Origin of the sequence: Corallincola holothuriorum, from assembly GCF_003336225.1 — a bacterium.
In the GTDB taxonomy this organism is placed as follows: domain Bacteria; phylum Pseudomonadota; class Gammaproteobacteria; order Enterobacterales; family Neiellaceae; genus Corallincola; species Corallincola holothuriorum.
The window spans coordinates 191513-205346 of the sequence record NZ_QPID01000007.1 but is presented as its reverse complement, the minus strand read 5'-3'; the positions used below and the strand labels follow the sequence as shown (position 1 = coordinate 205346).

The following is a 13834-nucleotide window of genomic DNA, read 5'->3' as shown; positions in this document are numbered from 1 at the left end:
TTAATCTAAAACTCATGGTTCAAAATCAACCTATTCATTAACTAGGTAGTTATTAATGGCAAATATAAAATGGGTGATTGGTGGAAGCATTATCACGTTAATCGTGATCGGTGTAGTCAGCCAATTGTCTCTTAATTTAGGCAAGCCTGCCGACAAAAAAGTGTTAAAGCATGCTTACAACTTATCTCGTCCTGAAGTTACTTCTGAAGAAGCGATTTTGGACCCTATGCCGCCAGGACTTGAAGATGCTGAAGCGGCGATGCCAGTGCCACCAGAGGTGCCCATCGATGAAATTAATCCATCATCACCGCCCCCTGAGGAGGTATCCCCAGCGCTGTTTGCAGATGATGCGCAATCGGGGCCAAACGGCGGTGTTGGTGGTCCACCACAGGAAAGTGGACCGGGTCAGTAATTCTGCTTTAGTGGAAGCCTTTTTTAAAGCAGGCCTCCAGTTTCCCCATGCGCATTGTTACCACGAATAAGCTATAAAAAATCGAGGTGTTAGAGATAGTTACTCGTCTTTAAAAATAGCCACATAGGTGTTTTCCGGGCTGTTTTTGTAAGCACGGTACATACCCGCTGTGTTGAATGGCATGCTGATGTTGCCTTGGGTATCAAGGATGATGACACCACCCGTCCCACCCGCTTCGGGAAGCACTTGGTGGATCACCTCATAGCCTGCTTGTTTAATGGTTTTATCTTGGTAGGCCACGCGGGCGCAGATATCAGAAGCCACGGCATAACGGATGAAGTATTCGCCATGACCGGTGGCAGAAACCGCACAGGAGGCGTTGTCAGCAAAGGTGCCTGCGCCAATGATCGGCGAGTCACCGACGCGGCCGAACTGCTTGTTAGTCATGCCGCCCGTGGAAGTACCTGCTGCCAGATTGCCCAAGCTATCTAAGGCGACGGCGCCGACTGTGCCCATTTTGAATTTAGGGTCGAGTAGGTCGTGTGCGGCTTGATAGTCGGGTGTTTTCTCCATTGCATCACGTAGCTTCTTTTTGGTTTTTAGGAGTGCTTCATATCGATGCTCGGTGTTGAACATGGCGTTGTCGACCATAGTTACGCCGCTGGCTTTAGCAAACGCTTCTGCGCCTTCACCACTAAGCATGACATGGGGTGAGCGTTCCATAACCAGTTTGGCCAGATCGATCGGGTGTTCGACATGTTTAACGCCAGCAACGGCACCGGCTTGACGGTTGCTGCCATCCATAATTGAAGCATCCAACTCATGGGTTTCTTCGGCGGTATAAACCGCACCGACACCGGCGTTAAAATAGGGAGAGCTTTCAAGTACGTTAATAGCCGTGGTGACGGCATCGAGACTCTTTCCGCCTATCTTCAGTACGGCATAGCCGGCCTCTACCGCTTGTTTCAGTGTGGCGCGATAAGCTTGCTCTTGCTGCGGCGTGAATTTGGCCTTCTCTATGGTACCGGCGCCACCATGAATGACGATGGTGATGGGCACGGCCGTTTCGTCCTGAGCATGGCATGTTGGTATTAATAAGTTGATTGCTAATACTGCGAGGATCGTTAAACAAGCTCTCATTACATTCGCCCGTATCTACTGAAAAGATAATGTGTTGCGTAGCACCATTTAACCATACTTCTTTATTTGAAAAGGCTAAATTTCGTAAAGAGATGCGCCACTCTTTTGGCTGCTATTTAATAATCAAAATCAGCCATAGCCCCATGATGCATAACAAACTAAGAACAAAAGCCAGCATGCGGTGCAGGGGGTGATTGTAAGTGAGGTGGATCGCGGCGTGGACGAGGCGGCACCCCACATAAGCCCAGCCTAAGGCGATGGTGAGTGTGCCAGAAAGATTCATGACAATGGTTAAAATGCCTGCCGCATAAAATAACACGGGTGTTTCGAACAGGTTAGCGACATGGCGTCCAGCCTGAGCCACATGGCGGGGCAGCCCGTCACCTTCCATCAGGCGGAAATATTTGGCATCGACTTGCTTATTGGCTACCGAGCGGACTCGGATCACTGCCATGTAGACAAGCACCAGCATGGTTAACATCACCATGGCAAACATTGGGTAGAGCATTTCGTTATCCTCCAGATATGGGAAGTTAGCCGTGTCCTTGGGTGATCACTATTATTTTTTCTACGCAGCGCTTTGCTGCGTTTTCATCTTTAAAGGTGAACGCAATACCATAATGGATAGGGTTGGCGGATTTGTGAACTCGGGTTGGAAATCGCGTCATTTCAGAGTAATGACAATAGCCCGCTTTGGACTTAACGCCATCAATGCTGTTCAAGTCACTTAGGAATAGCTCGTACGCTGGACGAATAATCAGTTGCGCAGCGTCATTTTCGACAAACATATAAAACGCTTCTTTTGAATCTGGCAGCATATATTCAGTGATTTTTTTGATACTAAAATTGGTACGGCAGCCGAGCTCTGTTAATACCGTATGCATCTGGTTCTGACTAATCGGCAAAGTAGTGTTCCTTATGTGTGTTTGTTCTGTCTTCGGCGTTTTGTTTAAGCTAGATAGCCCGTGTGACATCTATATTAATGAGTATTTTTATTTGCTTACGATGCAAGTAGCATTTTCACCGGGATCTTCCAGGTTCGGGTGATATTTTCCATTCGATAGACATACTGAAAGCCAATTTCCCAATGAAAGCTATTGTTGCTGAGAGGATTGTTGGTTCTGATTATTTCATCTTTAGGTACATGAAAACGAAAATGAAGCAGAGATTTTCCTGCTTGTAACTCAATCTCAACGGTTGTGGTGGTAGACCAAAGCTCTGCAGCACTATTGCCCGTGGTTTGGCTGTGGGATGTGCATATAGAGGATAATTTTAATGTGGTTATTCGCTGAAAATCGGGTTGCTTGATTAATATTGTTCCGCTTAAAAGCGTCGACTCTGAACTGCGCTCGACGTGAAGCGTGAGTGGCGTGAGGCCGAGCATCATAAATTTTCGGTTTTGGAACTTTCCGATTAAAAAAAACAGGCCGGCCATCGCCAAAAATGGTGTGATAAAAAACAGCGGCTTGAGTGATATTTCGTTTCGTATGATTGAAATAGCTGATAACAGGCACACTGTGAACATGAGTCCGGCAAGAATATAAAAGACCTTTCCGACAGACTTTTCTTGGCTGTTAATCACGGCTGCGTTACTGATAAAACTCACCCAAATTCTGTGCTGTCCAATTCCAGCACGTTAGCTTTGCAACCATCCTAACCTAGATTTAGTAGACGTTGGTTCCATTTCTTTCTGATTGTGAAATTTGGTGGTGCAGCCACTGCTTGGCTTCATCAATATTTGTAAAGAAGGCGTAGGGTAGCTCGGTATTTTCATAGATAGATGTCCAAAAGCTCTCTACTGTCGTTGCATAGTGCGGATCTGCAATAACCACCGCCGTTGCTACTAGGTTGAGTGTTGTGGCATGTCTAATGGTGGTAATCATCGCTTGTTTGGCTTCGATAGGCAGTAGCGGGATCCCTTTCAGCAACACCAAACTGCCCCACGGTTTCTCTTTTAATAGTTCGCGGTAGCTCTGCACCCTTGCTTGGTACTCCATGATCATTTCTATATTGGCCGGGCCTTCGCCTTCAATGATCAACAGGCCTTCCGATATCGATAACTGAAGCTTGCCATGGCTGGGAAATTGATGGGGTGTCATAGCGCGTCCTTGGCTGAAGAGTGAACGTGATGACTATAAGAGTAGCAGGTGTGTAATGTTGGAGGAGGAAATTGGAGGGGTGATAAACCTAAGATTAATCGTCGATATCACGGATACCCCTGGCGCTGCGGCCAAAGATATCTGCCTGTCAAATCTGGCACTATTTCTATAGCGCCAGTTCAGCAGCTTTTAGCAGTAGCTCGGGCTGAATGCGGACTTTGTAGTTCGGATGGACATAATTAAACTGAACTAAGCCCTGTTGATCGACCACATAAACTGCGGGTACCGGCAGTACGATGCGATCATCCCCCTGCTCAGACGCAAAAACAGCCCCCATTTTTCCGCGGTAACGCTCAGCCGTTTTATCATCTAGATAAAACGCCAGACCAAACCCTTGACTCGCTGCCAACGAACGATCCGACAACAGTTGGTAGCCCAGCTCTCGGTCTTTACTGGTTTCGGCTAACTGCGCTGGGGTGTCTGGCGATATAGCCAGCAATTGATAACCCATTTTTGCCAACTTGGATTCTATCTCCTGCAGGCCACTCAGCTGCGCATTACAAAACGGACACCAGCCACCACGGTAGAAAATAATCACAGTAGGCTTCTGCTTGCTTAGTTCAAGTAGAGAAATTGCAGTACCTTGCAGATCTTTCACCTGAACATCTGGCACGGTTTGACCATTCATTAATGGGCTAACCGATTCTGCGTCATCGGCGATTTTTGCCATTACGGCGGTGGGGATGAGAATAAGTGCAGCGAGCAGTCCGCCGACAAATTGTTTCAACATGGATAAATTGTCCTTGTAAAAAAGATAAATGTAGCTCGGGAAATGAGACCGATTGTTGCTTGGTTTTCTTTCAGCGCTAGTCAAAAAAGAACAGGTGGTTAGTGGCAAAGCCTAGCAAAGTGTTGTTGTGATCTGATGTAACGTTCTTGAAACCGCTTTGGTGCGTTGGGCCAAACAAAACTAACTGCTTGTTTAATAGTCATCTTTTGCCATGATTAATTGCAGTGTGAAAAATCTAGAGTCAGGCTGTTATGAAACGAAAGATATTGCTGCTTTTTGCTCACCCCTCACAGCATCGCTCAGAGGTAAACCTGCCGCTTTATAAGGCCGCTAAGAAAATCGATGGCGTGACCTGTGTGGATCTATACCGAGAGTACCCTGATTACTGCATCAACATCGATCGAGAGCAGAAGCGACTGCTAAGCCATGACATCGTTATTTTTATGTTTCCTCTCTATTGGTATTCCACACCTGCCATTTTAAAAGAGTGGCAAGACCTGGTTTTGGAGTATGGCTTTGCTTATGGGCAGGGCGGTGATGCGTTGCAGGGTAAGTGGTTTTTGAACGCGTTGACGGCTGGTGGTTCTGAGCAGGCATACAAGGCTGAAGGCTACAATCATTTCCGCTTGGATGAATTATTGCAGCCACTGCAACAGATGGCGGATGCATGCGGTATGCGGTATTTACCACCTTTTGCCCTTTTCGGTTCACGCACAGCTGCTGCAGAACAGCGTCTAAAACAACATGTCGACGCATGGCAGAGGTTACTTCTGGCTATGACCGAAGGGCGTTTTGATATCGAAAAAGGCTGCAAGATGCGTAGCCTGACAGAGCAGATAGATCAGCTGATTTCGGAGGCGATATGACGGCGTATTTAGGGCAAGCATTTGTCTATCTGGTGGCTGCCGTCATTATGGTGCCGCTGGCCAAACGCTTTGGTTTAGGTTCGGTGTTGGGCTATTTGGTGGCCGGTGTCGTTATCGGTCCTTTGACTGGTTTGGTTGGGGCTGAAACTGAAACGCTACAGCACGTTGCTGAATTTGGTGTGGTTATCATGCTGTTTTTGGTGGGGCTAGAGCTGCAGCCGCAAATGCTGTGGCAAATGCGTAGTAAGCTCATCGGGCTGGGTGGTATGCAGGTGGCTGGCTCCGCATTGCTGATTTCAGGCACGGCTTTGTTGTTCTCTGTTGATTGGCGCATGGCCGTCGCTATTGGTTTGATATTTGCGCTGTCGTCGACAGCGATTGTACTGCAAAGCCATGGTGAGAAAGGCTGGTCCCATACCGAAGGTGGGCGTAGCTCCTTTTCTGTGTTGTTGTTTCAAGATATTGCCGTCATCCCCATTTTGGCATTTTTACCCTTCTTGGCGATGCCCGAGCCTGACGTTGTTGCTGATCTTGTCCATGGCGGTGCTGAGATGGCTGGCACTGCAGGTGAGCACCACGCTGATGATTCATTGGCTGATTTACCCCCCATGATTTATGGCTTAGCAGTGATAGGTGCGATCAGCATTGTGATTATTGTGGGCCAATTCTTAAGTACGCCTTTGTTTCGCTTTGTCGCTAAGTCAGGTTTGCGAGAGGTGTTTACCGCCACGGCGCTTGCGCTGGTGGTGGGGATCTCGGCATTAATGAGTATGGTGGGATTGTCACCAGCGCTCGGTACCTTTCTTGCCGGCGTGGTGTTGGCAAACAGTGAGTTTCGGCATGAGCTTGAGTCCAATATTGAGCCGTTTAAGGGGCTGTTGCTGGGGCTATTCTTCATTACTGTTGGGGCAGGGATCAGTTTCACTGTCTTAGTGGATAACCTCGGATTTCTTATCGGTGTGACGGTGGCGGTGATTTTTGCCAAAGCGCTGGTGCTCTATCTGCTGAGTATTGTCTTTAAGGTGCGCGGCAGTGATCGTTGGATCTTAACGCTGAGTTTGGCTCAAGCAGGTGAATTTGGCTTTGTGTTGCTGGCGTTTTCGCTGCAGATCAATGTGCTAACGGCAGAGATGGTTGAGCTATTGGCGATGGTGGTGGCGCTGTCCATGTTTCTAACGCCACTGCTGTTTATTTTACTGGAAAAGGTATTGATGCCAAAAATGGAAAAGGCGACCAATGAGCAGCAAGAAGAGGATGTGATTGACGAAAAGGGCCAGGTGATTATCGCGGGCGTTGGACGTTTCGGTCAGATAGTTAATCGCCTGCTACTTGCCAATGGTGTCTCTACCACAGTATTGGATCATGAGGCGCAGCGTGTTGATTTGCTAAGACAAATCTGTATTAAGAGCTACTTTGGTGATGCGACACGGTTGGAGCTGTTACATACCGCGGGCATCGATGAGGCCAGCTTACTGGTGGTGGCAATTGACGACAGAGAACGCGCGATCCATCTAGTGCAAGAAGTGAAGCGAAATTACCCGAATCTAACGGTGCTGGCCCGTGCATTTGACCGTGGTGATGAGTATCAACTTGAGCATGCCGGCGCGGATATTGTTGTGAAAGAGACCTATCATTCGGCACTTTACATGGGGGGAGAAGCGTTGAAGGCGCTCGGGTATCACCCATTTCAGGCTGAAAATCTTAAGCAGGCCTTCAACCAGGTAGAGTTGGAAAACCATCCTGAGTTACGTGCGGACTGGATAAGTACCAAGCATGAGAAGGGGATCAGTGCCAGTTACAAAGAGCTCTTTATTAAGTTAGATGGTGCCCTGGTTCAGGCGATGAAGAAAGATCGCAGTGATACACACTCCCATGAAGAAAGGGGATGGACGCCGCCCCCAGCTGGATATGATGATTTGTTAGAGGCGCAACAAGCGGATGATACTGATGGTACGGCGCGGAGCGGACAATGAAACAGCCAGAAATAGAAACTGAGATCCCGCTGATTGAAGAGATACTTGGTTCTTGGCAAACAGCCTTGATGGCTGATTATCAAGGCTACAAGAATCATGTGTACCGCATGCTGCACTTCTGTTTTGCGTTGCATGAGTGCCGTGGTGATGAGCGGGAGAAATTGATTATTGCCGCCTGCTTCCATGATTTAGGTATATGGCCGGAAGGTTCCGTCGACTATTTGCCGCCTTCAATGGCTTTAGCCAAGAATTACCTGGAAAAACGCGGTCGTGTCGACTGGGAGCAGGAAGTGCTATTGATGATCGATATGCATCATAAACTGCGCCCGTACACGGACCCGCGTTTTCCACTGGTTGAGATCTTCAGACAAGCCGACTTGGTGGATGTGTCGTTTGGTAAGATCGGCAAAGGCATTCCTAAACCCTTTATTGAACAGGTTAAGGCGGTATTTCCTAATGCCGGCTTTCATCAACGCTTGCTCCAACTGGCTTGGCAGCACTTTAAGAAAAATCCATTTAACCCCATACCGATGATGAAGTGGTGAGTCTAAATAGAGTGATGAGGTGACTTAATACCGCAAGATAGTCAGGCTGGGAGAGGGCGTTTTTTTATGTGCGAATGACTACCGTTGGTCGTGGCGCTGTATTGTTCATATTCCTGATGACAAGCAATCGTCAAACGTGGAATGAACGAGCGAGTAGTTAAGCTAGCAGGAAACTGATAGATGTTTCTTTGCGTAACCCTCTTCATCCCGTAGCTTGACGATGAAGAAGGCCTTATATCCCGATTGGTTAGGCAGGAGGGGTGATACTTTGCAGCATCTCGACCAACTCTTGTTCCGTTCTCGGTTCTTTTGCCAACGTGACTTCCGGTGTCGCGCCGCCTCTTAAAACATAAGCGCGGGTGCTGCAGTGATCGTAGTGGTACCACAGTCCATTTACACAGACGTTGCTATAGCAACGCGGGTCTTGTTTCAGTGTCATCGTTAGCCACCTATTTAACCTTATTTATCCTGAGGCTAATAAAACCTAACTCTAATTTGTATAAAAAAAGGTCAATATGTTGATGGTGGTAACAGTTCGTTAGTTGAGATTGTTGCCTGCTCGATCTTTTTGGACAAAGGTCGATGAGTGTCACGTGGGCAGGTTAAGTGCTATTTCGTCGCCTTATCCCGTGCCACTGAAATCGTCTCCGAAAACCATCCTGGTGATGCAGTGCGATGCCACTTTGTCGCAACGAAAATGAACCGTTTAGCTAACTGCCCAAACAAGTCGGCAGGTTGAATGTTGGCTGTCTTTTATAGCGTCTGTTTTTGGTATCGATAACATTTTGGCTCGCCTTTCCTTCCTGTTTTTTACTGGTGGCTTCTAGTCGCTTTCTTTACTTTATCCTTATGATTTTTAGCTGTTTTGTTTGTCGCTTATATTTCATTAGATTGCTATCTAGTGTCCTAAGTTACAGCCGTCCGGCTTTATTGTAGGGTTGTGGTATCAGTACCATAGTGCGAACTAATTTCGTCCTTAGACCGAATTCTCGCCATTCTTACTTCCGCACATTGCTATATTTTGCGATGCACGCTGCGCCATAAGTAGCGGCATAAATACAAAATATTCCAAGGAAAGCGATATGTTGGGAAAAGCTATGTCACTAAAAATCGTTGTCGGCTGCCTGCTGATGTCTCTGTCTGCTTTTGCTGCAGAGGCTGCTGAAGAGGTTCGCCTGAAACATGCTCAATTTACACCTTACTATGAAAACGGATTTGACTATTCTGAGCTGGAAGGCGCCGTTGAAGTTAAGAATATCGGCCCATCTAAAGAGGTTTGGTTGCACTATCAGGCAGAAGATGGCCAGTGGGTTGATCATCCTGCATTTTATGTTGCGGCAACCAGTCATGGGTACGAAGCATTTAGCTTTCGTTTGCCTCTCTCCGGCTCGGTCTCTGGTGTCCAGTTTGCTATTAAATATCAGGTTAATGGTCAAACTTATTGGGATAATAATGGCCTACAGAACTATCAATTTGATGGCACTAATCAAACTGACTTCCGGCATCAGGCCATCGCGTTGGATGACGCCTACCGCGATTCATCGTTGATCTCAGTAAAGGCGCGGGCACGTCATCAAGGCAGTGCGGATAAGGTCACCATGGTTTATACCGGTGATGACTGGGAGCATAGCTATCGTAGAGAGTTAACTTTAAGTCATACCGTTGCTGACGCGAACGGTGTCAGTGGTGTTTGGACGGGCGAACAATATATTGAGTACTACCGCCATTTCGAGTTCTATTTGGAATATAGCTCGGGCCAACAGACCCAGATTGATAACTACTACGGCAAAAATTATCGTTTATTCAGCACGGGCGATGCGATCGGGCAGCGGCCATTGTTGCAGCGTTACCCTCAGGTCTATTTCCGTGGGCAACCAACGGGGTGGAACTCTATCCCAATGACCTTGATCGATGATTATACCTGGTCGATTGTTGTCTATTTTGATGGTTATACCGATTTTAAACTTGATGTTTATGACGATTGGTCACGCAATTTCGGTGATGACAATGGTGATGGTATCGCTGATCTTGATGGAGCGAACATGAAAGTTGATACGGCGGGCTCTATTCGTATCATTTTTAATAGTCTAACGGGTGCTTACCAAGCCACACCTGCGAGCTAGCGGGTTGACCGTGAGTGCTTTGTTTCGACGCAGACTGGTTACTGGTCTTCGAACAAAGCACTCAATATCATAACCACTAAGAATGCGGCGATGTGACCCGTGATGAATGCGAGTGGCATCCAAATGAGACCGTCACCAATATGAGAGGCATCGATGCCAATATCTTTGCGGTGGCTGACAAAAAATAGCAAACCGGCGGCGACTAGCGTGACGGGAACCGCGGTGGCATCAGAAGATAGCCCGCAATGGCCGCGATACTTCATCTCGTAGCAATGCATGGCGACATAAATCACACCTAGGCTGCTGCCTAAGTACCAAAATTGCGGGCCGGCCATTATGATGGGAAAGATCAGCCAAATAATAAAGTAGGCTGGTAATGCACTCCACAAAATCCAATCTGTATTGCGCTTGTTCGACCCACTCTGGCTCATCTAATTTACTGCAGTGATTTAAAACGGAGGTGTAGTATGCCTCAGCATCTCTACTAGTTCATCTTCCGTACGCGGCTCTTTCTCTAGCGTGACCTCCGGCGAGGTGCCGCCTCTCAGGATATAGGCTTTGTCACTGCAGTGATCATAGTGATACCAAAGACCATTTATACAGACGTTGGTATAGCAGCGTGGATCTTGTTTAAGAGTCATCGTCTTCTACCCGAATTAACCTCAGTTATATTGAGGTTAAGTAAGCCGTCGGGATATGAGTATTACCATAAAGGGGTATATTTTTTGACCATTGAGGTTGAGTTGATCTAAATCAATTTTGGCTGGCGAGCATAAAACTGAGAAATATCTCTCTATCACACTGATGGTGACTGGCTTTGAGCTAGTGTATGGCGCGTTTTCTGCAAAGATTATTACGCGTGGTGTTTTTTTGACGGCGCGTGAAATTATTGACGGTTTATGGAATAATGCGCCGCTTAAACAGTCTTGACTACTCGTTGTAGTTTTGTTGTTCCAAGGGATGGATGGTTAAGGTGAAGTGTTGTTATCGTTGGCTTATTCTCATAAGTCTAGTTTTGGGGAGCGCAGCTCAAGCGGAAAGTATTTATTCTTGGGTTGATGAAAATGGCGTCACCCATTTTTCTACGCAGGTGATTAAATCCAATGCCTCGTTCACCTCATATTCGGTCGCTGATAGGCTTGATGATCTGCAGCGTAAAATTGCTGGATTTACGCCCGAAGGTGTGGCCGTAGTATCGATTGAAAAGAAAGGCCCTCGTGTTTTACTTACAGGAAAGAGCTCTTCAGCGAAGTCGCGACAACAATTCAGTGAATTGTTGGTTGAAAATGGCTTTGGTGGTGTTCTTCCTCGGCATACTGGAGCGGCGCGCGCATCCAAGGAACTGTTTCATTTCTACATTTTGGAGCCGCAAACTAAGACTCAAAGTCTGGGTTTTATTAAACCGGCTAAAGATAGAAAAAAGCAGGTACTAAGTGACGCAGACTGGATTAACCAAGTGGGCGCAGAGGTGCCAGGTGAGATCCTTATCAGCAAGTTTAAGGTGATTGACGGGGTGTTGATGGTGAAAGGCAGCACGCCAAGTCAGAATTACTTAGCTGAGCTGATGCAATCGATCAGCAAATATAAGTTGGGCGAGCCCACACTGACAAAATACAAAGGCAAGCAGTTCGTCATCATGGTGACGCCCTGATAGAGTGTTTCAGTTCCGGCTGATTATCTTTCTTTACCTTGAGTAGATATGCTGAGCTTTAATTGCGCGAGCTAGCTTGGCTTTTTTGGGACAGTAATAAGTATGACTAAGTTCTTTTTTGTGTTGGTGACCTCCTTTTTTCTGTTCGCCTGTGGCGGAGGTTCCTCTTCTGGTGAAGTATCGCCAACCACAGACACGCCTGAAGCCGAAACGCCTAGTGAAGGTGATGAAAGCGGCGGCGATGAGCAAGCTAGTGAGGGTGATGGCGAAGAGGGTGAGCAGGACAACGAGCAACCCTCTCCAGAGAATATCGACTACTCACAAGTGCTTTGTGATGACGATTTGTCAGAGGTCATCCACTTGATCAATCAGCTCCGCGCACAATCGCAAATGTGTGGAGAAGAGGCCTTTCCAGCGGTGGATGCTTTATCCATGAATGCCCTGTTAGACCGAGCCGCTGAAGGACATTCAGCCAACATGGCAAACTACGACTTCTTTGATCACACTGGGTTGGATGGCAGTTCGCCGGGGGATCGCATATCGGAGCAAGGCTACGATTGGCGTTCTTATGGTGAAAATATTGCCGCGGGTCAGTTTAATGCGCAACAGGCGGTTAATGGATGGATGAACAGCCCCGGTCACTGCCGTAATATTATGAATCCTAACGTGACCGAGATGGGATTGGCCTGTGTTGAAAACAGCAGCGCCAGTTATGGTCGCTATTGGACCCAGGTGTTTGCCCGTCCGCAGTAGGGGCTTAAACTGGATACAAAAAAAGGGCCGTAATGGCCCTTTTTTTGCGCATGACAAACCAATAATGGTTAGAACAGATCGAGTAACTTTTCAGAGACGTCGAGTAGCTTGTCAACGTCATCCATACCTAAGCCTTCTTCGTCATCTTTATTATCATCTTTCACTTCTGCTTTCCGCGCATTGGGTTGTCTGGCGGGTGATGCCATGGCTACTTGTAGCACTTGCGGGTTCATTGCAATGATCTCTACGCGGCGGTTTTTAGCACGCCCTGACTCAGTCGAGTTATCAGCTACAGGTGCTGACTCGCCTTTGCCCATGGCGTTCATTCGTTGCGGTTTCACACCATAGTTACGGCTAAGTTGATGCTGAATTGAGTTTGCTCGACCATTGGATAGGTTCTGATTTAAGCTGTCGTCGCCGACATTGTCGGTGTGCCCGACAATCAGAATATTCAGCTCGGGGTAGCTTTTCATCAGCTCCGACAATTGTTGCAGTTCAGGCGCAGATTCAGGCTTTAATGTCTCTTTGCCTGAATCGAAGTAGAGCCCGTAAAGGTCGATTTTTCCGTCTTTGGCCAGTGATGCTGCCATCGGTGACATCTTGTCATCATCGAGACCTTCTTTGTCGATGATGAAGAGAAATACGTTGGTTTCGTATATGTGATTGACGAAGAGGGAGATATAGCTATCGCCAACTTTAGCGGCCAAGTACTGCAGTTGCTCGTGCCCATTCATATAGAGATCTCTTGCTTTGACAAGAGACTTTAGGCTACCCAAATTTTCTGTTACACAGGGGCGTTCGCAGTTAAATAGAATTTCTCCACCAGATTTCGCAATGGTTTTTTGATAATTACGAAAGACCTGAAGCGTGGAGACTGATTTTGGAAGTTCGTAGTGGATATAGGTGACCTGTCCTTCTAAAGGCATCAGTTTATCTGCAGTCCAGTCATCACCATTGTCATACGGTTTACTCAGGATTAGCTGCCCCTCTTCATACTCTTTATAGTCATAGTGCTCTATCACTGCGCCGGGGTATCTTTCCAGTCGGGGGTGGTCTTGGCCTTTTTCGGCGATTGCAGAGGTTGAAAACAGCATGCTGCTGAACAGGATAACGACAGTGGCCGAGAGTCGTTGATAGAGTGAAGTGTGGTTACTTGTCATGCGTGATTCCTTATCCATGTGTATCACGAATTAATTCGACTGCTTGAAACTAAAAACTAGGGTCAATCAGCTTGTTACATTGTCTGAGAGGGTAAGAACGATAGCTAAACTCTGACGGGGCAATTTAGGCTTAAATTATCCAATAGGTGGGCTTTGTTCTTGTTAATGCTCAGGCTGCTTGCCTCGGTTGCCCTTAGCGCGATGCATTATAAGTAAATGCGACCTTTAAATCTAACCTGAAGTGGCAGACTTATAAGACATATTCAGTGAAATGACGGCTATAAAGGTGCCTTTGTGAACTGGACAAATGCGTGTGTAACGC

Annotated in this window: 17 protein-coding genes; 7 read left to right on the top strand and 10 right to left on the bottom strand. The window is 47.1% G+C overall.

From position 1 onward, the window contains the following. The first annotated feature begins 55 nt into the window (after window positions 1–55). A complete protein-coding gene (locus tag DU002_RS12945; RefSeq protein ID WP_114338811.1) occupies window positions 56–412 on the top strand; it encodes a hypothetical protein in 357 nt (118 codons plus the stop codon). A 99-nt stretch (window positions 413–511) separates the two neighbouring features. On the opposite strand, the gene DU002_RS12940 is transcribed toward DU002_RS12945, so the two are convergent. The 6 genes from DU002_RS12940 to DU002_RS12915 all read right to left on the bottom strand — a co-directional run bounded on the left by DU002_RS12940 (window position 512) and on the right by DU002_RS12915 (window position 4441). Next, window positions 512–1552 (bottom strand): isoaspartyl peptidase/L-asparaginase family protein, encoded by a 1041-nt coding sequence (locus DU002_RS12940; RefSeq protein WP_114338810.1) that lies wholly within the window; start codon window positions 1550–1552, stop codon window positions 512–514. A 112-nt stretch (window positions 1553–1664) separates the two neighbouring features. Continuing rightward, a complete protein-coding gene (locus DU002_RS12935; RefSeq protein WP_114338809.1) occupies window positions 1665–2060 on the bottom strand; it encodes an MAPEG family protein in 396 nt (131 codons plus the stop codon). 25 nt (window positions 2061–2085) lie between these two features. After that, window positions 2086–2457 (bottom strand): hypothetical protein, encoded by a 372-nt coding sequence (locus DU002_RS12930; RefSeq protein ID WP_233496495.1) that lies wholly within the window; start codon window positions 2455–2457, stop codon window positions 2086–2088. A gap of 95 nt (window positions 2458–2552) precedes the next feature. Next, window positions 2553–3158: a hypothetical protein gene (locus DU002_RS12925; protein ID WP_114338808.1), complete on the bottom strand. Its 606-nt coding sequence runs from the start codon at window positions 3156–3158 to the stop codon at window positions 2553–2555. 58 nt (window positions 3159–3216) lie between these two features. Then, complete coding sequence (locus tag DU002_RS12920) at window positions 3217–3651, bottom strand: hypothetical protein (RefSeq protein ID WP_114338807.1); 435 nt, start codon at window positions 3649–3651, stop codon at window positions 3217–3219. Window positions 3652–3817: 166 nt separating this feature from the next. After that, on the bottom strand, window positions 3818–4441 hold the full coding sequence (locus DU002_RS12915) for a peroxiredoxin-like family protein (protein ID WP_114338806.1): 624 nt from the start codon (window positions 4439–4441) through the stop codon (window positions 3818–3820). Between the two features lie 251 nt (window positions 4442–4692). Here DU002_RS12915 and DU002_RS12910 point away from each other — a divergent pair, with 251 nt between their 5' ends. Genes DU002_RS12910 through DU002_RS12900 form a run of 3 tightly spaced genes read left to right on the top strand, consistent with a single transcriptional unit; the run spans window position 4693 to window position 7825 of the window. After that, window positions 4693–5307 carry an NAD(P)H-dependent oxidoreductase gene (locus DU002_RS12910; RefSeq protein ID WP_114338805.1) on the top strand — a complete coding sequence of 205 codons (615 nt, stop codon included), beginning with the start codon at window positions 4693–4695 and terminating at the stop codon, window positions 5305–5307. Beyond that, window positions 5304–7280 (top strand): cation:proton antiporter domain-containing protein, encoded by a 1977-nt coding sequence (locus tag DU002_RS12905; RefSeq protein ID WP_114338804.1) that lies wholly within the window; start codon window positions 5304–5306, stop codon window positions 7278–7280. The genes DU002_RS12910 and DU002_RS12905 overlap by 4 nt, the downstream gene beginning before the upstream one ends. Then, window positions 7277–7825, top strand: a complete 549-nt coding sequence (locus tag DU002_RS12900; RefSeq protein WP_114338803.1) for an HD domain-containing protein — start codon at window positions 7277–7279, stop codon at window positions 7823–7825. The genes DU002_RS12905 and DU002_RS12900 overlap by 4 nt, the downstream gene beginning before the upstream one ends. A gap of 247 nt (window positions 7826–8072) precedes the next feature. Here DU002_RS12900 and DU002_RS12895 read toward each other — a convergent pair whose 3' ends face one another. Continuing rightward, window positions 8073–8264 (bottom strand): hypothetical protein, encoded by a 192-nt coding sequence (locus DU002_RS12895; RefSeq protein ID WP_114338802.1) that lies wholly within the window; start codon window positions 8262–8264, stop codon window positions 8073–8075. 643 nt (window positions 8265–8907) lie between these two features. On the opposite strand from DU002_RS12895, the gene DU002_RS12890 reads away from it, so the two are divergent. Further along, window positions 8908–9948 carry a carbohydrate-binding protein gene (locus DU002_RS12890; protein ID WP_114338801.1) on the top strand — a complete coding sequence of 347 codons (1041 nt, stop codon included), beginning with the start codon at window positions 8908–8910 and terminating at the stop codon, window positions 9946–9948. 38 nt (window positions 9949–9986) lie between these two features. On the opposite strand, the gene DU002_RS12885 is transcribed toward DU002_RS12890, so the two are convergent. Continuing rightward, a complete protein-coding gene (locus DU002_RS12885) occupies window positions 9987–10379 on the bottom strand; it encodes a hypothetical protein (RefSeq protein ID WP_114338800.1) in 393 nt (130 codons plus the stop codon). 18 nt (window positions 10380–10397) lie between these two features. Continuing rightward, window positions 10398–10589, bottom strand: coding sequence for a hypothetical protein (locus DU002_RS12880; protein ID WP_114338799.1), 192 nt, complete (start codon window positions 10587–10589; stop codon window positions 10398–10400). 332 nt (window positions 10590–10921) lie between these two features. On the opposite strand from DU002_RS12880, the gene DU002_RS12875 reads away from it, so the two are divergent. Together DU002_RS12875 and DU002_RS12870 are read left to right on the top strand one after the other, a co-directional pair. Next, on the top strand, window positions 10922–11599 hold the full coding sequence (locus DU002_RS12875; protein WP_158538054.1) for a DUF4124 domain-containing protein: 678 nt from the start codon (window positions 10922–10924) through the stop codon (window positions 11597–11599). A gap of 102 nt (window positions 11600–11701) precedes the next feature. Then, complete coding sequence (locus DU002_RS12870) at window positions 11702–12352, top strand: CAP domain-containing protein (RefSeq protein ID WP_114338797.1); 651 nt, start codon at window positions 11702–11704, stop codon at window positions 12350–12352. Between the two features lie 68 nt (window positions 12353–12420). On the opposite strand, the gene DU002_RS12865 is transcribed toward DU002_RS12870, so the two are convergent. After that, window positions 12421–13512, bottom strand: coding sequence for an OmpA family protein (locus DU002_RS12865; protein WP_158538053.1), 1092 nt, complete (start codon window positions 13510–13512; stop codon window positions 12421–12423). Between the last annotated feature and the right edge of the window lie 322 nt (window positions 13513–13834).